Source organism: Nostoc sp. DedVER02 (genome assembly GCF_034530675.2).
GTDB lineage: Bacteria > Cyanobacteriota > Cyanobacteriia > Cyanobacteriales > Nostocaceae > Nostoc.
In genome coordinates this window covers 80,818-102,326 of sequence record NZ_JAVRCP020000020.1, presented here as the reverse complement: position 1 = coordinate 102,326, position 21,509 = coordinate 80,818, and the positions used below count along the sequence as shown (strand labels likewise).

The 21,509-nt window shown below is 41.5% G+C and carries 18 protein-coding genes; 10 read left to right on the top strand and 8 right to left on the bottom strand.

What is annotated here, in order from left to right; translation table 11 throughout:
- Window positions 1-47: 47 nt before the first annotated feature.
- The gene (locus RMZ41_RS20005) at window positions 48-1,106 is read right to left on the bottom strand and encodes a M28 family peptidase (RefSeq protein ID WP_322640946.1); all 1,059 of its coding nucleotides are present in this window, start codon (window positions 1,104-1,106) and stop codon (window positions 48-50) included.
- A gap of 762 nt (window positions 1,107-1,868) precedes the next feature.
- Between RMZ41_RS20005 and RMZ41_RS20000 the strand changes: the two genes are divergently transcribed.
- Window positions 1,869-3,116: a sulfite exporter TauE/SafE family protein gene (locus RMZ41_RS20000; RefSeq protein ID WP_322640947.1), complete on the top strand. Its 1,248-nt coding sequence runs from the start codon at window positions 1,869-1,871 to the stop codon at window positions 3,114-3,116.
- On the top strand, window positions 3,091-3,792 hold the full coding sequence (locus tag RMZ41_RS19995; protein ID WP_322640948.1) for a hypothetical protein: 702 nt from the start codon (window positions 3,091-3,093) through the stop codon (window positions 3,790-3,792). Before RMZ41_RS20000 ends, RMZ41_RS19995 begins: the two co-directional genes overlap by 26 nt.
- 88 nt (window positions 3,793-3,880) lie before the next feature.
- On the opposite strand, the gene galE is transcribed toward RMZ41_RS19995, so the two are convergent.
- Complete coding sequence (galE, locus tag RMZ41_RS19990; RefSeq protein ID WP_322640949.1) at window positions 3,881-4,879, bottom strand: UDP-glucose 4-epimerase GalE; 999 nt, start codon at window positions 4,877-4,879, stop codon at window positions 3,881-3,883.
- Between the two features lie 413 nt (window positions 4,880-5,292).
- Between galE and RMZ41_RS19985 the strand changes: the two genes are divergently transcribed.
- Entirely contained in the window at window positions 5,293-5,946 is a 654-nt protein-coding gene (locus RMZ41_RS19985) for a hypothetical protein (RefSeq protein WP_322640950.1), read from the top strand.
- A gap of 363 nt (window positions 5,947-6,309) precedes the next feature.
- Complete coding sequence (locus tag RMZ41_RS19980; RefSeq protein WP_322640951.1) at window positions 6,310-8,061, top strand: ABC transporter ATP-binding protein; 1,752 nt, start codon at window positions 6,310-6,312, stop codon at window positions 8,059-8,061.
- Window positions 8,062-8,377: 316 nt separating this feature from the next.
- Here the strand turns inward: RMZ41_RS19980 and RMZ41_RS19975 are convergent, their stop codons facing one another.
- Complete coding sequence (locus RMZ41_RS19975; RefSeq protein WP_322640952.1) at window positions 8,378-10,180, bottom strand: endonuclease; 1,803 nt, start codon at window positions 10,178-10,180, stop codon at window positions 8,378-8,380.
- Window positions 10,181-10,551: 371 nt separating this feature from the next.
- Between RMZ41_RS19975 and RMZ41_RS19970 the strand changes: the two genes are divergently transcribed.
- The 4 genes from RMZ41_RS19970 (at window position 10,552) to RMZ41_RS19955 (ending at window position 14,095) form a co-directional block, all read left to right on the top strand.
- Window positions 10,552-11,226, top strand: coding sequence for a HupE/UreJ family protein (locus tag RMZ41_RS19970; RefSeq protein WP_322640953.1), 675 nt, complete (start codon window positions 10,552-10,554; stop codon window positions 11,224-11,226).
- A gap of 192 nt (window positions 11,227-11,418) precedes the next feature.
- Window positions 11,419-11,982 carry a hypothetical protein gene (locus RMZ41_RS19965; RefSeq protein ID WP_322640954.1) on the top strand — a complete coding sequence of 188 codons (564 nt, stop codon included), beginning with the start codon at window positions 11,419-11,421 and terminating at the stop codon, window positions 11,980-11,982.
- Between the two features lie 75 nt (window positions 11,983-12,057).
- Complete coding sequence (locus tag RMZ41_RS19960) at window positions 12,058-12,444, top strand: DUF2358 domain-containing protein (RefSeq protein ID WP_322640955.1); 387 nt, start codon at window positions 12,058-12,060, stop codon at window positions 12,442-12,444.
- Between the two features lie 898 nt (window positions 12,445-13,342).
- Window positions 13,343-14,095, top strand: a complete 753-nt coding sequence (locus RMZ41_RS19955; protein WP_322640956.1) for a hypothetical protein — start codon at window positions 13,343-13,345, stop codon at window positions 14,093-14,095.
- Between the two features lie 118 nt (window positions 14,096-14,213).
- Here the strand turns inward: RMZ41_RS19955 and RMZ41_RS19950 are convergent, their stop codons facing one another.
- The 3 genes from RMZ41_RS19950 to RMZ41_RS19940 form a co-directional block, all read right to left on the bottom strand.
- Window positions 14,214-15,485: a ribulose bisphosphate carboxylase small subunit gene (locus RMZ41_RS19950; protein ID WP_322640957.1), complete on the bottom strand. Its 1,272-nt coding sequence runs from the start codon at window positions 15,483-15,485 to the stop codon at window positions 14,214-14,216.
- Between the two features lie 91 nt (window positions 15,486-15,576).
- Window positions 15,577-15,957 carry a type II toxin-antitoxin system VapC family toxin gene (locus RMZ41_RS19945; protein WP_322640958.1) on the bottom strand — a complete coding sequence of 127 codons (381 nt, stop codon included), beginning with the start codon at window positions 15,955-15,957 and terminating at the stop codon, window positions 15,577-15,579.
- On the bottom strand, window positions 15,957-16,181 hold the full coding sequence (locus tag RMZ41_RS19940) for a type II toxin-antitoxin system Phd/YefM family antitoxin (RefSeq protein ID WP_322640959.1): 225 nt from the start codon (window positions 16,179-16,181) through the stop codon (window positions 15,957-15,959). Before RMZ41_RS19940 ends, RMZ41_RS19945 begins: the two co-directional genes overlap by 1 nt.
- Before the next feature lie 646 nt (window positions 16,182-16,827).
- Here RMZ41_RS19940 and RMZ41_RS19935 point away from each other — a divergent pair.
- Window positions 16,828-17,493 (top strand): cupin domain-containing protein, encoded by a 666-nt coding sequence (locus RMZ41_RS19935; protein WP_322640960.1) that lies wholly within the window; start codon window positions 16,828-16,830, stop codon window positions 17,491-17,493.
- Between the two features lie 164 nt (window positions 17,494-17,657).
- Window positions 17,658-18,704 carry a threonine aldolase family protein gene (locus RMZ41_RS19930; protein WP_322640961.1) on the top strand — a complete coding sequence of 349 codons (1,047 nt, stop codon included), beginning with the start codon at window positions 17,658-17,660 and terminating at the stop codon, window positions 18,702-18,704.
- Between the two features lie 232 nt (window positions 18,705-18,936).
- On the opposite strand, the gene RMZ41_RS19925 is transcribed toward RMZ41_RS19930, so the two are convergent.
- Entirely contained in the window at window positions 18,937-19,647 is a 711-nt protein-coding gene (locus tag RMZ41_RS19925) for a GDYXXLXY domain-containing protein (protein ID WP_322640962.1), read from the bottom strand.
- 264 nt (window positions 19,648-19,911) lie between these two features.
- Window positions 19,912-21,330, bottom strand: a complete 1,419-nt coding sequence (locus tag RMZ41_RS19920; RefSeq protein ID WP_322640963.1) for a DUF2157 domain-containing protein — start codon at window positions 21,328-21,330, stop codon at window positions 19,912-19,914.
- Window positions 21,331-21,509 lie beyond the last annotated feature (179 nt).

Genomic DNA, 21,509 nt, shown 5'->3' with positions numbered 1-21,509 from the left:
TTTGTCTAACAAATTTTCCAATTTTCCTGCGATATCATGCGTTTTTCCTAGCTTGGTGGTTGAGTTTCCAAAACCTCATTTTTCTGCAATAAAACATTAGTTGCATTAACTACAATTTGTGCCGATCCTGTGAAAAACGATCGCTCGATAGTCCCTGGAACATCGCTAGGTTGATGATAGTGCGGAGTTCGTAAGTTTGCGGTATCTGTCACCAGAACAGCACCCACGCCTTGATACCAAAATGGTGCATGATCGCTACGTAGAGTGTCTGGTGTCAGTAAACCTTTAAATGGAATTGGTAGTGTTAAAACTGCTGGCAAATTTGATTCCTGTTTATTCAGGGCGGTTGAGGGGAGCATCTGTGAGCTTTGAAAAGCATTCAGCAAAGTCAAATGTTCTGTATCACCAACTACTGCCAAAAAGTCGCCCTTGTCGCTAGGTGGTGTAACAGGCAACCCGGCAGGGTATTTTTGACACCCAGGAGTGTAACAAGCATAACCTACCATATCCATAACGATCGCTCCGCCCAAGTTTTGCAAGCGTGCTGTTTTGCTCACAAAAGCCTGACTACCTAAAAGTCCTGCTTCCTCTTTGTCAAAAAAAGCTATTTGTAACGTCCGTGGTGTGGGATGAGAACCGAGCAACCTTGCAACTTCCAGCACCACAGCTACACCACTGGCATTATCATCAGCACCAGGGGATAAGGCAACAGTATCGTAATGTGCAGCGACGAGAATTGCTTTAGCAGCTTTGTCAGTTCCTACACGTTCGGCAAAAATATTCACACCCTCAGAGAACTTTTCTAATTTAGGTTTCCAGCCGAATTTTGTGAGTTCAGTTGTGATATAAGTGCGAGTAAGCGATCGCTCTTTTATCGTGTAGCGCTGAAAATTCAATTTTTGGATATGACTTAACAGCTTGTCAGTAGACACTAGTGGCGCACTGTCAACTTCTTTTAACTCTGGCTTTGGTTGGGTTGTTTCCACTGCTGGAATGCGCTCAACAATTTCTGGTGACGGACGCTGTTCAAAAAATGTGCTACCTCTGCTACCCAACGCAGCAACTGCTACTAGCACCAACAGCATCAGCCAAATCCATTTTTTCATGTAGATTTATTCTTGGCTTTCAGACTTAGGGTAGCGCGAATCCCAATCAGTCCACTTTTATTAAAAGAGAAAATTTTTAGTTAGTAAAGAGGCTATATGCTCATCTTGAGTCTTATTGCAATGATTTTTGCAAAATATCCCAAAAGTACTCAAAGGCTACTTCTTTAAACAAGAATTTCTTCACATTCTGTTGGTTTGCAAAGAAAGTCATTCCCAAGGGTTGCAGAAAAAAAGCCTATCCATCATCAGCTAGAGGATTACTATTTGATATTTGAACGAAATTAGGTATTGTAGCGTGTGTTAGAACGGAGTTCGTAACGCACTATTATCACGGCTTTGATGCCGTACTCTTTGCGCTCACATTCTACGGGTATTTTCTCCAAATCAAACCTGATTTTTATATATAGAATTACTACTTGATTTTTGAACGGAATTAGGTATTGTAAAGTGTATTAGAACGGAGTTCATAACGTAATATTGTCAAGGGTTTGATGCCGTACTATCCACGCTCACATCCTACGGATATTATCAGAAATCAAACCGGATTCCTTGATAAATATGGATTCTTAATACTGAAGTAAAAATCAAGTTTTACAGTTCGTCTTTTGACAGAGAACACAACTTGATTTAAAGTGCCCCACTAGAGGAGTGCTGAGTACTGAGTACTGAGCAAAGAAAAAGAGAAAGCAATTTCTTCTTAGATTCTTCAAAATCTTTATTCTGACACTCAGGACTCATGACTCAGAACTCAGGACTTTTTTTATGGTAGATTTGCTGCTGATCTCAATTCTGGGGTTCCTGGGGAGTTTTGGGCATTGCTTTGGGATGTGTGGCCCCCTAACAGTGGCGTTTTCCCTATCTCATCAGCCGAAAGGAACATTACCCTCAGAAAAGTCAAACACTTGGCGACAGCAATTAAAATTTCATCTCCTGCTAAACTTGGGGCGGATGTTAAGTTACGCTTTAGTCGGTGCTGGCATTGGGGCGCTGGGTTCGGTATTGCTGCAAGGTGGACAGCTAGCGGGTGTTGGCAGCGACTTCCGGCGCTGGATGGCAATTATAACTGGTGTGATGCTGATTTGGTTTGGCTTAGGACAAGTAAAACCCGATTTACTGCCACGCATTCCCGTGTTACACCCCTTATTGCAAGGTAGCTTACACGATCGCCTCAGCACAGGAATGGTTAAGCTTTCCTTTAAAACTAAATGGTGGACACCAATGCTTTTGGGAATGACTTGGGGTTTAATGCCCTGTGGTTTTCTCTATGCTGCCCAAATTAAAGCCGCTGAAACTGGCAATTTATGGATGGGTGGGGCGACTATGCTGGCTTTTGGACTAGGAACCCTGCCCACAATGTTGGGTGTAGGCGTTTCCACATCATTGGTAAGTAAAGACAGGCGCAGTCAGTTATTTCGATTAGGCGGTTGGGTAACGCTCACCATTGGCATTATCACCTTGTTGCGGACTGGTGACACAATGGTAGATTACACCGGACACGCTGCTTTATTCTGCTTAATTTTGGCGTTAATTGCCCGTCCTATTAGTGGGTTGTGGGCATCACCACTGCGTTACCGTCGTGCCTTGGGCGTGGGTTCTTTTGTGCTTTCTGTAGTTCACACCATCCACATGATAGAACACTCATTGCAATGGAATTTTGCCGCCTTTTCTTTTATGCCGCCAGAATTTCAATTGGGTATGGCTGCGGGTGCTGTAGCATTGATATTAATGTCCCCCGCCGCTTTTACGAGTTGGGAATCTTTGCAGAAATCTTTGGGCAAGCGTTGGCGACAGATTCATCTATTGGGTGTACCAGCCTTGCTCTTGAGTGCCATTCATGCTGTGTTGATTGGTTCCCATTATTTGGGTTCCTGGCAATCAACTTGGGGAAATAAATTAGCGGTAGTACTGATGGTAATTATTACCTTCAGTGTATTGATGGTGCGATCGCGCTTTTTTTGGTCAAAGTTAGCCGTAGAAAAGTTTTATGTTCCCCCAACCAAATCGCGGTAAATTATCCTTATTTTCTGGCTCTATTTCAACTAGTCAAAAACAAAGGCATTACCTACTCAATAGCCAATCCTGGCATCAAGGAAAAATAAAGTATTTATTATTCCTGAGTTGCTTAGTTATATCAATAACTAATCTTTCCCCTGCATCTGCTCATAAGGTGGAAGCTACTGGAGATGTTGGTGGTACTCTCCACATTGAACCAAATGATAATCCCCGGGCTGGAGAACCTACCCAAGCCTGGTTTGCCCTTACCCGCAGAGGTGGAAGGGTGATTCCTCTGTCACAGTGTAATTGTCGGTTGGCTGTTTATGCCGAACCTTATGCAACCGGAGAGCCACCACTGCTAGAACCACAGTTAGAAGCTGTAGCAGCTGAACGTTATCAAGGCATTCCAGGTGCTGAAATTACCTTTCCCAAGCCAGGTATTTATGAGTTGCAACTAAATGGTAAACCAGTATCTGGGGCAAGATTCAAACCCTTTCAATTCAAATTTGAAGTTACTGTGGCAGGTGGCTCAACACAAAATACACAAAATCTGCGAGATGTCAATAGTAATGGTGATTTAGTAGAGGGTGATTCTCAGAAATTACCAATTTGGGCGATCGCACTTCCCATCCTCGGATTTATCGGCATCTTAGTTGTCGTACTGCGAAGTATGAGAGGGGGTAGGGAGTAGAGGCAGGGGGCAGAGGGCAGGGGAGCAGGGGAAGAATAACTATGGTTATTGAGCAATTTCCTATTCCCCATTCCCCATTCCCCATTCCCTACTTGTGCCGCTTTTGATGCCACTGCCATGCATGAGCGACAATATCTTCAATGGATGGATACTGAGGTTGCCAGCCTAAAATTGTTCTAGCTTTCTCACTAGTGCCAATGAGAATTGGGGGATCACCAGGACGGCGATCGCGTTCTTCAACTGCGATCGATGTTCCTGTCACCTGTTCGGCGGCTGCAATCACTTCTCTGACAGAGAAGCCGCTACCATTACCTAAATTAAAAACTTCGCTATCGCCACCTTTTAATAAATATTCCAATCCTAAAATATGAGCATCTGCTAAGTCATTAACATGAATATAATCACGAATACAAGTACCATCGGGCGTGGGGTAATCAGTGCCGAAAATTGAAATAGATTTTCGTTTGCCTAAAGCTGCCATCAGCACCAAGGGAATCAAATGGGTTTCTGGATTATGATCCTCACCGAGTAAACCATTGGGATTAGCACCAGCAGCATTAAAATAGCGAAAACGCACTGATTGAAAACCATAAGCAGCATCAAAATCGGAAAGAATCCTCTCTACCATCAACTTTGTAGCGCCATAAGGATTAATCGGATTTTGGGGATGGTTTTCTGGAATAGGTACAAATTCCGGTACACCATAAGTAGCACAGGTAGAAGAAAAGACAAATTTCTTTACAGATGCCGTCAGCATCGCTTCTAACAGCGTGAAAGTACCAAGGACATTATTGCGGTAATATTTAGCTGGGTCAGTCACCGATTCTCCTACGTAGGCGTAGGCAGAAAAGTGCATCACAGCAGAAATCTCGCGGGTTTTAAATAGGTGATCTAGCAAAGCGCGATCGCCTGTATCGCCTACTACCAGTTCTACCTGTAAAACTTTCTCTACTAGGTCACGATGCCCATAGACTAGATTATCAAGTATGACAACGTTATAACCCGCTTGCTTCAAAGCAAGCACCGTATGGGAACCAATATATCCGGCTCCCCCTGTTACCAAAATGGTAGGCTTTCCAAGCGACATAGTTTTATCCTTTTGAGTGGATTACTCAATTAATTTAGTTTACCGGTGCCACATTACTCTTCTGGAAAATTATAAATAATAGACGCAGTGTTAAAAATTTGAACTAAAATCACTACGACGGTAGTCTTTGGTGTGAGGTTTGAAGTATTTTAAGTCAAACAGTACGATTACAATTTGACAATAAAATAAATCCATTTCCCGAAACTTCTAGGTTGACCCTTACGGGTGGCGCTTCTAGCGTCGCGGCGAAGAAGTCACTAGTTGTTTTATACAGGGAAACCATGCAGGACAGATTCTCTTGGGGAGTCGCTTCTTGTTCTGTTCAGAGAAGAAGCGGCGTAGAAACCCCTAGCAAGGCGGACTGTCTTAACACCACACTGGCTTACTGCACCAGAAAATTTGAGAGTTAATCTATGTTTCTATTGTTAAGCCGAGTACTGCTGTGGCTGCTGATTGGCACTATCGTATATTCTCTGTTCCAGCGATTTTATCCCTCTGGAACTTTTGTCGGGCGATTAATCCTAGTCGTGATCTTGGTAATCGTAGCCCTATCATTTCTTAACCCCAGTGAACCAGCTGTGGCCTCGTTGTGGAGAATGCTGTCTTTTCCACTCAAGCCTCTGGGAGCTTCTGTTTTACTGATGATTTTGGCTGCTCAAAAAATCAAAGGAGGCGGAATAGATAAACCAGGGGGATACTTGATAGGTTGGGCATTGACAATTTTGCTGTTGGCAAGTACACCAGCAGTTGCCTATTTCCTCTATAGGGCACCTCTAGCAATGACAGGTGGAACTTATGTAGCAACTGCTGCACCAACATCCGGGACACTAGTGGCATTAGGGCAACCAACTGCCACGGCAAGCATTTCAGATGTAAGGGGAGATAGCATTCTTTCTTATAATCTGAGAGTGCCTCCCTACCTGTTACAAGGAAATCCTCAAGATATTCGTACCCGAGGTTTACGACTTGAAGACTTTGTACCAAATTCGGAAACGTTGCAATTGACAACAAGAACTTGGGAAAGTTATCTCGTTGAAATTTACAGGTTCTTGCGTGTTCAACGGTAATAAAGTAGAAGAGAAGTCAGAAATCAGAAGTCAGAAGTCAGAATACAGAATTCAGAATGTAAGAGGCTCGATAGCGAACAACGAGCCTCTGACTCGCTAATAGTGCAGCTGCGCTATTAGTGGGAGAGTTAAACCCGTTTATTCACCCTACGGGAAAGCTAAGAGCTAACGGGTGACGCTTGTCCCTACCTAGCACAGCACTAACGGCAGTTAGACAGAATTAAATTCTGTAGCTTACTTCCCTGAACGGGTATTCTGGCTCCTGAATTCTTTCTTGTTAATTTACAAGCAATATTCCCTTTAAATAGCTGCCTGCTTGGACTAGCAGTTAATCTAGGATGATAAAGTTGCAAAATTGCTTTAATGGCAAAATCTCGACGAATCGCTAAACTCATTGCTTACCTACGACCCCATTGGCGGGAAGCGTCATTAGGCATTCTCGCTTTATTGTCTGTCAATGCACTAGGCGTTTATATCCCTTGGTTGATTCGTGCTGGTGTTGACAAACTCTCGACAACCTTTAGCTGGAACGAAATACTACATTATGTAGTAATTATTGTATTACTCAGTTCGGCGATGTGGCTAATGCGGATGGCATCACGAATTTGGCTATTTGGGGTAGGTCGTCAGGTGGAATTTGACCTGAAACAACGGATTTTTGAACACTTGCTCAAGCTGGAGCCGGCTTATTTTGCCAGTAATACTGCTGGTGATTTAATTAATCGGGCTACCAGTGATGTGGACAATATCAAACGGTTATTGGGTTTTGCCGTTTTGAGTTTGGCAAATACGGTGTTTGCCTACGCCCTGACACTGCCAGTAATGCTGGCGATTAGTGTGGATCTGACGCTAGCATCTCTGGCAGTTTACCCTTTTATGCTCTTGTTGGTGAGTTTATTTAGCGATCGCTTACGCAAACAACAAGCAGAAGTCCAAGAGCAACTTTCTGACATCAGCGAACTCATCCAGGAAGATATTAGTGGCATTGCCTTAATCAAAATCTATGCCCAAGAAGCAAACGAGCGTCGAGCCTTCTCCAAAAAAAATCAACAACTATTGACTGCTAACCTAGAACTAGCAAAACTCCGCAATACATTGTTTCCGCTAATTGGTGGGCTAGCTAATGTCAGTTCGTTGGTAATTATCTGGCTAGGGGCTGCACGCATGGCTTCTGGGGCGCTTCAGGTTGGCGACTTTTTAGCACTGTTAATTTATGTAGAGCGTCTAGTTTTCCCCACGGCCCTTTTAGGATTCACAATTACTGCCTACCAACGGGGTGAAGTTAGTATAGATCGCCTTGAATCTATTCTCTCTGTGACACCGAAAATTCAAGATGCAGGCGATGCCATCCATTTACCACTGGCTGAACTTAAAGGGGAAGTAACTGCTAAAAATCTCACCTACACTTACCCTGGTTCCACTACTCCAGCTTTAGATAACGTTAATTTTACTATTGCTCCAGGAGAAACCGTAGCCATTGTTGGGGCAATTGGTTCCGGGAAATCCACTTTAGCCAATGCTTTACCGCGCTTGTTGGATATTGAATCAGGACAATTGTTTTTAGATGGGCTGGATATTACTAAAATAGCTTTGACAGATTTACGAGGTGCGATCGCCTACGTTCCTCAAGATAGTTTTCTATTTAGCACTACAATCAAAAATAATATTCGCTATGGCGATCCCATTAGCGAACAAGAACAGATAGAATCTGTTGCTAAACTTGCCCAAATTGAATCAGAAATTAACACTTTTCCCCAGCAATATGAGACTCTTGTTGGTGAACGCGGTATTACTCTTTCTGGCGGACAACGACAACGTACTGCTTTGGCTAGGGCGATGCTGGTTAATGCTCCAGTGTTAATTTTGGATGATGCCCTCTCTAGCGTGGATAATCAAACAGCCACGCAAATCCTCAGAAATCTCTCTAGTGGTACTGTACGTAAAACAGTAATTTTCATCACCCATCAATTATCGGCAGCAGCAGCAACTGATCGAATTTTGGTGATGGAAAAGGGAAAAATTGTTCAGGTAGGCAATCACTTAGAACTTTTGCAACAACAGGGTTTATACAGAACCTTGTGGAGCCAGCATCAAATTGAAGAATTACTGCATTAAAGTTTGTTTTGACCCAAAAGGATATTTCAAAAGAAGAATTCAGAATTCAGAACTCAGGAGTCAGAATGGGCTAAACCTTAGCTAATCGCTAACAGAATTGAATTGTGTGCGATTGGGTAATGAATGAATATTGGTTTAAAATCTTGTCTGCAAGTGGCGCGAAAAAATTAAAATATTCTCACCTTAAAACTCTATCCATAAAGGGATAGAGTATTCTGAATTCTGACTTCTGAATTCTGACTCCTGAATTCTGACTCCTGAATTCTGACTCCTGTTTTATTGCTTGCAGGGTAGCACAACTGTGCTACCCAAGTTTTTAGGAATTACAGTATGCTCGTTCGGCTAATGTGACATCTAGCACGAATGGATTGTCATTGCCTTGAAATTTAGCGATCGCCCGACTGCGTTCTATTTCAGTAATATCAGGTGGGTCTTGCTGATTCCATTTACACAAAGTCTGACGCTGATTCTGAAAGTAATTTCGGTCTACTTTCTCAGCCTGATTCCGATAAATAGTGTAAAAGTAGAAAACTGCTCTGGCTATATCCCCTTTTACTTTTTCTCTAGGCTCAAATTTAGCAGATGCCGATTCGCTAAATTCGTCAATTGCTCTACTAGGAATTGTAGATTGAACGGTATCATTTCGATACCATTTTTTAGTCTTGGTGTCAACTATATCCTCAAAGGGTTTATTTCCTCGCTCGCTATTAATATCTTCTCGTGCAGGAAATAGATGGTGCAGGTCACTTTTGGCATTACCGTTGTCAGCCCCTTTACTTTGTGGCCAAACGTGTTCAGTATTCAGTCCTAACTTGTCAGCTTCCTGACTAGGATCGCCATTACTATTTAGACGAATTTGGTAACTAGCATAGATATCTGTCACAATACCTGCTTGGTTGTCGATAACGCCAAACATTTCGTCTCTGGCGCGATCGTAGTTCAGATTTTTGCTGGGCGTGTACTCCTTAGCAAGTTCTTCAACTAGAGCAACTTTGGATAATTGAGGCAATATAATTGCCGAATCAGTTACGGGAGTGGGAGTGGGTTCAACAACAGGAGGGATTGTGTCATTGGACTCGGTAGCAGGTAATGTAAACGCTGCAATCACAGGATCGTGGTCGCTGACAGGCTTACTAAAGCCAACATTGACATGCACAATATCAATTTTTGGTTGAGCAACACGAGAAAGATTTTCACTGACCAACAAATGGTCAATAAGTTGAGGATTTCCCTTGAATTTGAAAGTAAAGCGATCGCTAGCAGGTAAACTATCTGTCAGATTCTCCAGAATGTTACCCTTCAAAGTTTTCAGAGGTAGAGAATCTGGTAAATCGTTTAAGTCCCCCAGTACAATTACTTTGGCTTGCGGGTCAACTTCTAGTATTTGTCCTACGAATTCATTAACAATTTCGGCTTGCTTGACTCGTTGAACATCGCTAGGAGAACCTCCAAGCTTAGAAACAAAGTGATTAGCAATGATAAACAGTTTTTGACCGTTAAATATAAATTCTGTCACCAGTGGCTTACGGCTTGCCTCAAAAGCGCTATTGGTAGGATCGATCCGACCTGGGTTGAGTGAAAGGTCAAGACCATTTGCACCTTGAGTAATAGCTACAGCATCTAATGAACCGCCTCTTCTAGGCAGTTTTGCTAGAGTTACTCTACTGGGTCGAAATAATAAACCAACACGAATATTACCTCCAGGTTCTCCGCCATCTTGGTCGTCGCTGGGTGCAATATCCACAAAGTCGTATGCTGGACTACCGATATTTTCGAGCGCAGCAATTAGTTTTTGGTAAGTCTCGTTTGCATTTACAACATCATCATTGGTTGGCCCGTTATTATCTTGAACTTCAACCAAACTGATGACATCTGGTGCGTTCAAATTATTGCCAATAATTTTAGCAATATTATCAAAGCGTCGATCTTTTGGGTCTAAATTCTCGACATTAAAAGTTGCAACAGTCAATACATCCTGTGAACTTTTTAGAGATGTCGTTTCCTGTTGTGATGGAAGTAAAGAAGTTGGCAATTGAGCTATTGGACTAGCGTGTAGTGGACTAATCCATACAAAGAAGATGAGAGCAACACTAAGTAGTTGAAATTTGATGAATTTCATTCTCTCTTTCAATGAAGGTACTTTCTAGATTAGTCTTCTTTTTAAGAGAGTTCAGTTAAGATAAGTTTTAGCTTAGGTAAAGGAGAGCATTATATCTAAGAGAAAATACTAAAAAAAAGAAAATTACAGCTAGATTTTTCAACTACATTTGCAGTCGATTAGATACCGTCTTGAATATCAAATTTTGATAATTTTAGTAGTAATATCGGCATGGGCTTCTCTGCAAGAGGCTACGCCGCTCGTTATGCTTTTCAGTAACCGTGGCTTTGTATAACTTCATAAAACTAGTACAAGGCGGTGTAATTACCACGTTAGTTTTTTAGGAAAGTGGGTAGTATAAATTACCGAAAAAACTAATTTGGCATATATTGATGTTCAAAACTAAATTATCGCAATTCCGTGCTTCACGGGAATTTTACACCTCAAAGTTAGCCGATCGCCATATTGGAGCGATCGCAGCTTTAATTCTAATTAGCTTACTAAGTTCATTGAGTGGAACACCAGCCAATCATGCCATCTCTAACCCCTGGGAAGGCTTTGTTTGGGGATTGGCAGATCCAGTAATTGGTTTGGATTGTTTAGTAGGTATTATTGCTATTGGCTTACTGTCATCTATGTTTGTTCGTGGCGCTGCGATCGCTGGATGTTTTGTCTTAGCAGCAATTTTGGGCATTGTAATTCATCTATTCCAGCTAAATTTTCCAGGTGCTGAAATAGCAATCGCTATTTCTACCATCGTTTTTAGTATTATGTTGATGATGCCAAATCAACCAAACTTTGCGGTACTTGCTCTCATGGGTATCAGTGCTGGTTTATTTCAGGGTTATACTGTTGCTGAATCTATTATTGGCGCAGGAACGATACCGCTAATTGCCTATATAGTAGGTATGACCTTAACTCTGTTTGCAGTTGCCATGAGTGCCAGACAAATTGGTACTGCAATGGGTATGGGAGAAATCAGCCGAACTTTACCCTGGAAAATTACCATTGCTGGCTTCGCTTTGTGTGCGATCGGTATCGTGTTTTTGAGCAATTCGACGATCTAAATAAAAGATTTCAATTTAGTGGAATACATTATTTGTGGGGGCATACACTTAGCTGTATGCCCCCACTGCACGTTCAAGAGAACTGAAACTTTTTTACAACAAGAACTTTTTCAGCAGCACCACAGAGTTTTAGTGAATAAGCTGATGCATCTCTGCGCTAATCTAGAAGCTATATGTTGTAAACAAAAGCTTATGACAGTTGAAGAAATTGCGGATACGTTAACAGAATTATTTGGCACATCGGCTGTTAGTGCGATCGAGCCAGGATCGTGGCAAGTAGACACTTCTACTTTTCGGCTGTTGGTACTACTTTCCGAAGATAATACTTGGCTACGAGTTTTACTGCCTATTGTGTCCGTAGAGGAAGGACAACCATTTTTAGGACAGTTCCTAGAAGCCAACTTTGATGACACTCAAGAAGTACGTTACGCTTTGTATGAAGGAGTAATTTGGGGAGTATTTCAACATAATAGTGGCACTTTAGTAAGTGCAGATTTGTCCAATGCAATCAACCGACTTATATCTCTCTATCTGGCTAGATTAAATAATGTTTTTAATCGACTAATTGAAAGCCGCATCCGGCAAATTATTCAGGCAGCCAAACAACAAGGACAATCTCTGCCAGCTACTATGCAAAGCCTAGAACGCTTTTATGCAGAAGGATTTATGGGCGAAATAAATCAAAGTTCACAGGCGCGAGAAGAAGTTTTAGCTACTTGGCGGTATCAGCTAGAACGTTTATGGAACGAAGGTTAACTTTGACCTTTAATCGTAATTTATACCCGTCCCAAGTTGACATATTAAAGTAATTTAAAAATATATCTATTTATTATGGATATCATTGAAATCCTCAAAGAAGACTATCAAAGATTCCCAATCAATCAAACTTATACTATTTACGCTCCAGACGTTTATTTTCAAGATCCATTGAATAAATTTCGTGGTGTTAAACGTTATAAAGAAATGATTAACTTTATCCAAAGTTGGTTTTTAGATCCCAAGATGGACTTACATAATATTCAACGTTTAGGAGACACAATAAAAACCGAGTGGACGCTCAGTTGGAATACTCCTCTTCCCTGGAAGCCACGAATTTCTATTCCTGGTTGGAGTGAATTAGGTCTTAACTCTGATCATTTGATTGTCTCCCATATCGATTATTGGAATTGTTCGCGTTTAGATGTAGTAAAGCAGCATTTATTTGCTAAAAAAATCTAATCAATATTAGGACTTACGCAAAATATTTCTCAAACTCTCATTTCTCTGTGTCGCGCCAGTTGCTTTAAGTCGGGGAACCCGCCCAACGCACTGGCTTCTCTGCGTCTCTGTGGTTCGTTATTCGATATAAATACTTACTTCAAATCTAGCTTATTTCCATCTTGAAGTTACACTTAGTAGATGAAGATGACAAACCGCTATGCATCTATACGCCAACATTAGAAGCCATTATGATGAATCACTAACGTTAAAGCAATCATCTAAAAAACCAGATACAGTATCTGAATTAAGGTAAATTACTTAGATGTATATATTGGTTTCATAAAAATAAAATTATTCACGAATTTTACTGAACCAGAAAACAGCTTTACTAAGCCAAACTAACTCTAGAACTTTCTCTAAAAAATATATCTATGTTCTCGGAAAATCTGAATTGATATCCGATGAACAAAAAACAATTGATTCAAATTTACTTCCAAGCTTCTAACAATAAATATAAAGAATGAGCAAATGCTAATTGTTGATTACAACTATTGGTTGCTGATTGGTGCGTAGGCGTAGCCCGTCGTAAACATCAGTGCAATTTCTTAAACAGCAATATTGGTGCTATTCGTCAGAATTCAGAATCAAAACGCACGCGGACTCGCTTTAAACGCAGCTATACCGTAGGCTTTACGCTGCCCTATCAGTGGGGGATGCTGATATTTCTTGATAAAAAAGGCTTATATACAATTAATACCATACATATTAGCTTATAGATGTTGTAGCCAAATATCATTTTTCCTGATATTGAAAATGCTACAATCTGCGATTTTCCAAAATTTTGCTTGTTTAAACTCTCATTAGAGTTTATAGTAATACGGTGTTTTTCCTGGCAATTTCTCGGCAAGTTTATACCATGATTTATTCTCTCAAATTGCAAAAGTCTTTAGCAGTTTTCTCCTTATCTGCATTACTAGCAACTGATTTAGTCATCACACTAAAAGCCCCTCCAGCTTTTGCCCAAACGGTAAATTCATCTATCGGGAATGCTGTGACATTTAGCTGCAATGATAGTGAAGCGACAATCAAAGCTAAGAATGGCCCCAGAGTAGTTAATGGGAATACAGCCTTTTACATTGGTTATCAGCAAGTCTCATCCAATAATAAAAACCCTATAACTATCCGTTTCAATAGTGGTATCAAATCATGGTGTCGGACTGATTACGAAACAACAAATGATGACGGTACAGGTTACGGATTGTATTGGAATGGGTACGATGTTTTATATGGCATTTACTCTTCCACCGGCAGTCAAACTGGTAGTGATTTTCGCCGCTTTGCAACTGGGCGTTGGTTGTCTAGCTATGGTAGCGGAGGCGGCCCAAAAGTCGCAGTTATAGCCCGGATTAATCCAGCTAATGGTGAGGTTAATTATGCCACATTTTTATCTGCTAAAAAGGCAGATAATGGAAATACAAACTCTTTAGTTGTCCAAACTTTATCATGGAATGGCACAAATTTGACTGTGCAAGCAAAGTCATGGTGGGTTCCTCGACGCGCTAATACAAATTCCATGACTTGCACTGGTTCATCACCTTATATATACACAGCAGTATTCACTGGTGATTTAAGAACGGTTAACTCGGCTTCAGCTGCTACCTGTAGTTAAAGGGTAAGGATTCAGCTATCAAATTGAGGAAGCAGATTTTTTCCTATTGTTTAGGAATTAGCAAAAGCGATCGCTCTTGATATTTGCGGTGCGATCGCTCTTTCTCAATTATCTATTCCTAATTTTTGCCATCTGGACGCTGAATAATCGTCTCTACTACCCGCCGCTTGGCTTTCGGATCGATACCTACCAAGCGCACATATTCACCGCTATATTCTGCCAGAGTTGCTTCCAAATTTGATATTGCATCAGACTCTGCATCAATATGGCTATGAACACAAGTTTGCCAAGAACCCGTGCGGAAGCGGCGTTCATCGACGTGTTCAATGCTAATTTTATAACCTTGAGACAATAATTGCCTAATTTGAGCTTGTGTATCCAAGGTCAAATGGCTACTGGATGCTTCCTGCTTCTGGAATCCATTAGTTTTTGGTTCTTGATTTGCACCATTACTTGACGGCTGATTAATTGGTGTCGCAGGCGGTGGTGCAGATTGAGAATTTCTACCTCGATTGAGTCGATTGTAATCATCAACCAAATGGGAATTTTCCACCCGTTTTTGTTCGCCAACGAGGAAGTTACCAGACTCGATCAAGTGAGATAGCCTGAAATCTGGCTTTTTAAATTCTGGTGGCCCTTCAGTGCTGTTAACTACACTCAAAGATACCCGTTCAAAACCGACTTGATGAATGTAGTTGCGGATTTGTTCGTCATAAATGCGCGATCGCAATGCGCTAAAAAAGTCAATTGACTGGTTGACAAATGTATCAACTAGCTGTTCAACTTCCTTCTGCGAAAGTCCATCTGATTCAAAAATGCCCTTGACAATCCCCACCTTATCGTCTCGGTTTGGTTCCCAGTAAAATTTCTCCATCCGTCCATCCCGAATTAACGGTGCATAGAGGGTGGAAAAATCATTACCTGTGACAATAATCGGTACACGATGCAAAGGCGTGGAATCATAGCTTCCAGGTAACTGCACATCTGTGGGATTATCAGCAATATTCATCAATGTGGCATTCACCAACTGCGTATTTACAGTATATTGAGTGCCTTCATCAAAGCGTCCAGCCCCCGCATCTAAATCGTTAATCATCAGTACACACATTTTGCCGCGTACTTTGATCAGTTCTGCTGTTTCCCGATAGCGCAGCCGAATCAACCGCGCCGGATCTCCCGCATCTGGACTTTCCAATTCGCCGCCAGAGATGTTAGTCACTTCGATACCCATTTTCTCGAAGACTAATTGACATTGAAATGTTTTACCTTCACCTTTGCGTCCGTGAATACCTAAAATCACGGGAACTCGCACGCCAGGAAGCTTTAGAAAGTTTTTGGTAATGTGGACAGCCAGTTTGTCCAGAAAGCGGGGAGCGATGTAGTAACCCATAAAATTATCTTTGCCTAGCACTGCCTAAAGTAATGTTAAGTTTTTTTGGTGATGACTGTTTATTTATCTTTTGGTAGAAAAGGAGCGCTAATTACCACAAACGCTCAATTGAATATGCATCAAAAATTTTATCAGCACTCAGTATAGGTATATTTTCTACGAGTGCTTGTGCAATTAAAATTCGATCAAATGGATCGCGGTGATGTAAAGGTAGCGTGGCAACAGCAATAATATGGTCTATAGTAATTGGCACTAATTCAATACCATTTCTAATTATTTGCTGTTCGATAAACTCGTCAAAAGTCAGGCCAAAGTTGAGTTTACCAATGCTGTGCTTGATTGCCATTTCCCACACACTAGCGATACTCAGTAGATTTTCATTGTTTTCAATTTGCGATCGCATACTAATGCTGATTCTTGGATCGCCCATCACAAACCAAATAAAAATATGAGTGTCTAGTAGCTGCCTCATTACATATATTCCTTAAAATCTTCTAGTGGTTCATCAAAGTCATCAGATATTGTCACAAGTCCCTTGGCACTACCATACTTGGGACGGCGTTTAACTGGTGACACAGGAGTTAACTTCACCAAAGGTTGATTATCTTTGATAATGATGATTTCCTCACCACTGAGTGCTGCTTCAATTAAGTCGGGTAAGTGTTGAGATGCTTCCGCTAGAGTAATTTGTTGCATAGTTACCACCTTTGGATATCAAAATTAGGTGCTACCACTATCCTAACTTTGAATGCTCGATTAAATCACAGGAAACCAATTTAACCAAGCGTCCCAATCTTCTAATATTTGGGCAAATTCTGTATAACCGCTTGCTCTAGGATGAACACCATCATTAGCTCTTGCTTCATTAATCCAGATGTTTGATTTTTCTCATATCGAAAAAACGTCTAAATAAGGTATATTTAGTTCCTTACAAATCAAAGCATATTGTTTGGATAAATCTATAGTTATCTGCTTTCTTTAAGTTTATTTTTCTACGTATACTGCTACACAAACCATAAAAACATTATATGTAGCGGTTCCAATTCAGGTGCGGTAAAAGATTATATTACGAAATACAAATATACGACATTAACGTGTATTTACTGGTGTATTCTCTTCAAGAAGAACCGTCATAATTCAGCCAATTATTTTGTAAAGTTTTTACGAAAATTAGAAAACTTTTTAAATAAGCTAGTGAATTTACAGTAATTGTGAAGATGAATAAATTAAATACAGTAAATGGTATAAGTATTATTACAGGGAGAATACAAACCCAAAAAACATATCATTTACTATTCCTATGCAGAAATACCAAAAGTTTTACTGTCAGCGATTTCTAGAGATGACAAAACTTGACTACACAATGGCGGGTCATCCATCGAATGCTTATTGGGTTATGAATTCTATTAAAGTTAATAAAAGCGAACAGGATACGCACTTTTTATTTGTTTCGTCCGGCGAAGTTATCCTCAACAGCAGTAACGGAGAGTTTTTATTGCGAAAAAACTGCTTTGCCGCAGTTCCAGGGAATTTTTCTTTAGATGGTTCAGGACAAGTTTTAGTTGCAACGCGACTCAACTACACTGGACTTTTCACAATTGGAGGGCCTATTGAACCATTAGGGCGACTGAATTATATTGATGGCTGCTCTTCAACGGTTCTGATTAATCCTTTAAGACGTGGAGAACCCTGCTTGAATTTCCTCTACGTTCCTCCAGGTGTATCGCAAACTCCCCATACCCATCCCTCATTGCGGATTGGGCTTGTCGCTGAGGGTAGTGGAACCTGTCAGGTGGATGAAGGAACGTTCAAAATGGAGGTTGGAACGGTCTTCTGCCTTCCCGAAAACAAGTTACATAGCTTCTCTGCAATTGATAATTCCTTAAGAATCATTATTTATCATCCAGATTCTGATGTAGGCCCAACTGATGATTCTCATACCATGCTGAATAATACTTTTGTTGGACAACAGTCAGCTAAAATTCTGGATGCAATTAGAACAAAATGACAAGTGGTGCTTTTGCCATAGTCCTAAAAGAAATATCGCCAAACTCTACAGAATCAGCGTACCCAGTCGAATTATTTCTCAGCGAGAGAGAGAATACTCGACTAAATGAGCATCTTTGATTGATGCAACTGAAAATCACTTATTTACCTACTCTAAGAGTGCTTATGCTTTTGCTTACAAGCGATACTGAAACAAAGCCGACACACGCAATGCGACAGGCGATCGCTACTGCTGAAGTTGGAGATGAGCAAAAAGGAGAAGATCCGACCGTTAACCAATTACTAGAAAGGGTTGCAGATTTACTAGGTAAAGAAGCCGCTCTTTTCTTTGCCTGTGGAACCATTTGCAACTTTGTGGCAATCAAGACTCATACTCGTCCTGCTGATGTGGTGCTAGTAGAACAGATGGCACACATTATTCGAGCCGAATCTGGGGGTGCGGCAATGACTTCTGGTGTATTGATGGAACCGATCGCTAGCGATCGCGGGATTTTTACAGTCGATGCGGTGGCGCGATCGCTTCAAAGAGTTGCGACTGCTCCTTACCTTTACTCTGCAATTCCACGTTTGTTGTGTGTTGAGCAAACGCACAATTTTGGCGGAGGTTCGGTATGGCGGCTCAATGAACTACGTGAGGTTTGCGAGTTCTCCCGTCAAAAAGGTTTAGCTACCCACATGGACGGGGCGCGGCTTTTAAATGCGGTTGTTGCTTCTGGGACTTCAGCTAAGGATTTTGCAGCTTGTGTTGATTCTGTGTGGATTGATTTTACTAAAGGATTAGGCGCACCAATCGGTGCTGTTCTTGCGGGTACACGCGAGTTCATCTCTGAAGCACGTCGATATAAACATATTTTTGGTGGCGCGATGCGTCAAGCGGGTATTGTCGCAGCAGGTTGTCTCTATGCCCTTGACCATCATGTTGAACGTCTACAAGAAGACCACGACAACGCAACTTATCTGGCTCGACAACTGAGTGAAATCGAAGGAATTACGGTTCAAAGCATAAAACCCGATACAAACATTGTTTTCTTTGATGTTTCGAGATTAGGATTCGACAACGCCATATTTCTCAGTCTGTTACAAGAGCATGGTGTGAAAATGGGAGCCGTTGGTCACTCTATTCGAGCAGTCACTCATTTAGATGTGTCGCGGGCTGATATCAATTTTGTGGTTGATGCTATTTCCAAAGTGGTGAAATCCTCGGTAGTGTAGCCAAGATATTGAAAGTGCGGTTCGTTCCTGGGAAATAGTGCGATCGTTGAGAGTTTCCTCGCTAACTTCAATACCATCAATTACAGTGAAGCGAAGTTTAATAATAATTTTGATGTTGGGTTTCACCTCCCTACGGGATGCTATTCGCGTTGACAAACAGAAAATTCTGAGCGCCGAATTCCGACGCTCAGAACTTTAGAGACAAATCTTGCATGTTTACACGCCTAAGAGCTTAAAAGCGATAGTTGCGATCGCGCACCCACATACTAACTGGAACTGCTTTACCCTGTGGATCTACCTTTGCCTTCACCACAATGGGAGGTACTTGTCCTCTGCGAGCGCGTTGGGTTCGCAAATCGTTACTAATTTGCTGGCGTTGGTTTTCTGGGATGTAATATGTTTCCAAGCCGTAGTTAACAGAACCATCTTGATAAACACCTTTTAAGGCTACCTGATTGGCTCTAAGAGTTGTGGGGCGATCGCTACTGACTCGTAACGGTCTCCAAGCTCTAGGAACACCGCGACCAGTGGATAGTTGCTCTTGCAAAGTCACGTAAATGTTGGTTCCTTCAGGCAATCTTCTGCCACTTCCCCGGCCTTTGCTGACTAATGTTTGCCAACCAGGTAATCTACTCAAATTTGAGGGACGGGATATGTTGTAATCTAACGCTAATGTATTACCATCTAATACATTGTTCGGGTCTACAGGTACGGTTTGCAAAATCACCGTCTTGCCTGTCACATCTGTATAAACGGCTTGGGCTGGTACTGCCATAATTAACCCCGTTTGCAGCGCCAGGGGAGCTAGTAACCGCCAAAAAGGTAAGGGCTTATTCGATTTTTGTTCAGTAGCAATCAAGTAATCCCGAAAAGTCACCTTATTGGAGAACTCGGCTTCGGGAGACAAGGTTTTATTTTTAGATTCAGAAGAACTATTAGTCATGAGCGTAGTCCTAAAAAGCAGAAGAATTGAAGAGGTCAAAAGTAACGAGATTAGGACTAACGCAGAGAAACTTTAAAAATTTTGACGCACAGAGATTTTAGAAGAAGTTAGGAGTTAGGAGTTAGGAGTTAGGAGTGCAAGGCAAAATCTATCGATGTTGAAACTCCATCACTTTAGGATTGGGCTTTTCCTGAATTCTGACTCCTGTTAGCGGTAGCGGGGCGTTTAGCCCATTCTGACTCCTGAATTCTTTCATCCTTTACACTATTTCTTACTTGCCGAGCTACCACCAGGTAAGCGGCGTTCAAACCAGAGTCCAGCGCTAATTAAAGCGGAACCGCACAAGATAAAGACTAGAGACTTGAAAAGTAAGTCGGTATCATACTCTTGCACACGACTGATAATTTGCAGTGTCACTAACAGCATACCTCCCCAAAAGGAAGTTCTGTTGCTTAATTTCAAACCTTCTTGAATTAGTCCCCAGGCTAATGTTGCTAGAAGTACATTGAAAATAAAAACACCAAGTTCATCAATCCGGCTGACAGTTTGATGCCAAAAAGGTACGATGGTAATGAAGGCAAGAAAAGTACCGATAACAGCAGTTGTGAAAATCACTTCGCGGCGCGGAGGGTTATTTCTTTGACGCAGTAGAAACAACCATTGTAATACTGCCAAGCCACTGAGAATCCCTAAATCAACGATCGGCAGAGACTGGAACAAGTTGGTCACGTTCGTTGGTTGATTATAACCATAATTTGGAGATTCCCAAACCCAACGAAAAGACAGAACGTAAAAGACAACGCCGAAGCTTAACAATGCTAAATTACGGGCTAGAGATTGAAACAACCTGTAATTTATGGTTGGAAACAGCAGGTCATCATAACTCCAGAATAATGCAGGTGGCAGTGCAAAAGCAAAAGATGCCACCCAAGGGGCTATATCAGCATAGTTCAGCAGTGGCAGAGGATTAAGGTTAGCTTGTAAGGAACTAGCGAAAACAAAGGCTGCTAGACCAAAAATCCAGCGCGATCGGCAGAAGTAGGCTAAAGGGACAAATACCACCCATGCCAACAAAGGTAGATGCTGCACTACTAGCCGCGACCAAGTTAAATCTCCTGTTGCGTACCATAAATCTTCTAATCCCGTCCAATACCCGATTTCCACGAGAATAATTGACAGAATTCCTAAAGAATTTATGGACAAACTGAAGGCCATCACCACAACACCCAACCCCCAGGCGAGAAAAAGTTGGGAAGTTGAACCGGCGATATTGAACATCTGGGCCATCAGCAGTAAATTTGCGCCGAAAATTAAGGCGCTTAAAATGAGTAAACCTTCTCCCAGTAAGCGTTTACTTCTTTGCGGCTTCTTTCCTTCAGGTGTTATCCAATTGTAAAAACCAGTGATAGCGATCGCAAAAAACAAACTCATCATTAGAATAAATTTGACTTCTCGCGATCCTCCTTGCCAGTTTCCTGATACAAAGGTAATTATGCCTAAGCATAAAAGTACGCTACCTACAGCGATCGCTATTGCTTTATTGCGATCGCGCACAGCAGCTTCCAGGTTTTTAAATTGATAACGTTCTGCTATTTGCTCATACAGCGAAGAACTAATTAATCCTTCATCCCTCCATAATTGTGCTTCTTTGCGTAACTTATGCGGAAAACTATCTAAGAACATGACCTTCTCCGGTGCAGTGGGGTAGCTTGGCCATTGCGTTCTGAATGGCGGTCATTATATTTTGAGTATGAAGCCAAAAGCCTTAATTACATTGTTCTTGTGTAACAGTTTGATTTGGATTTTGATACAACCTAATTCGTAATTAATTAACAAGAAACGTTTTTCATATTAGTTTCCAC

Coding starts and splice junctions, on each gene's coding strand:
- RMZ41_RS19955 (WP_322640956.1), top strand. CDS start 13,343: ATGATTTATTCTCTCAAATTGCAAAAGTCTTTAGCAGTTTTCTCCTTA.
- RMZ41_RS19950 (WP_322640957.1), bottom strand. CDS start 15,485: ATGGGTTACTACATCGCTCCCCGCTTTCTGGACAAACTGGCTGTCCAC.
- RMZ41_RS20000 (WP_322640947.1), top strand. CDS start 1,869: ATGGTAGATTTGCTGCTGATCTCAATTCTGGGGTTCCTGGGGAGTTTT.
- RMZ41_RS19930 (WP_322640961.1), top strand. CDS start 17,658: ATGCTTTTGCTTACAAGCGATACTGAAACAAAGCCGACACACGCAATG.
- RMZ41_RS19945 (WP_322640958.1), bottom strand. CDS start 15,957: ATGAGGCAGCTACTAGACACTCATATTTTTATTTGGTTTGTGATGGGC.
- RMZ41_RS19940 (WP_322640959.1), bottom strand. CDS start 16,181: ATGCAACAAATTACTCTAGCGGAAGCATCTCAACACTTACCCGACTTA.
- RMZ41_RS19920 (WP_322640963.1), bottom strand. CDS start 21,330: ATGTTCTTAGATAGTTTTCCGCATAAGTTACGCAAAGAAGCACAATTA.
- RMZ41_RS19985 (WP_322640950.1), top strand. CDS start 5,293: ATGTTTCTATTGTTAAGCCGAGTACTGCTGTGGCTGCTGATTGGCACT.
- RMZ41_RS19970 (WP_322640953.1), top strand. CDS start 10,552: ATGTTCAAAACTAAATTATCGCAATTCCGTGCTTCACGGGAATTTTAC.
- RMZ41_RS19995 (WP_322640948.1), top strand. CDS start 3,091: ATGTTCCCCCAACCAAATCGCGGTAAATTATCCTTATTTTCTGGCTCT.
- RMZ41_RS19965 (WP_322640954.1), top strand. CDS start 11,419: ATGACAGTTGAAGAAATTGCGGATACGTTAACAGAATTATTTGGCACA.
- RMZ41_RS20005 (WP_322640946.1), bottom strand. CDS start 1,106: ATGAAAAAATGGATTTGGCTGATGCTGTTGGTGCTAGTAGCAGTTGCT.
- RMZ41_RS19980 (WP_322640951.1), top strand. CDS start 6,310: ATGGCAAAATCTCGACGAATCGCTAAACTCATTGCTTACCTACGACCC.
- galE (WP_322640949.1), bottom strand. CDS start 4,879: ATGTCGCTTGGAAAGCCTACCATTTTGGTAACAGGGGGAGCCGGATAT.
- RMZ41_RS19925 (WP_322640962.1), bottom strand. CDS start 19,647: ATGACTAATAGTTCTTCTGAATCTAAAAATAAAACCTTGTCTCCCGAA.
- RMZ41_RS19975 (WP_322640952.1), bottom strand. CDS start 10,180: ATGAAATTCATCAAATTTCAACTACTTAGTGTTGCTCTCATCTTCTTT.
- RMZ41_RS19935 (WP_322640960.1), top strand. CDS start 16,828: ATGACAAAACTTGACTACACAATGGCGGGTCATCCATCGAATGCTTAT.
- RMZ41_RS19960 (WP_322640955.1), top strand. CDS start 12,058: ATGGATATCATTGAAATCCTCAAAGAAGACTATCAAAGATTCCCAATC.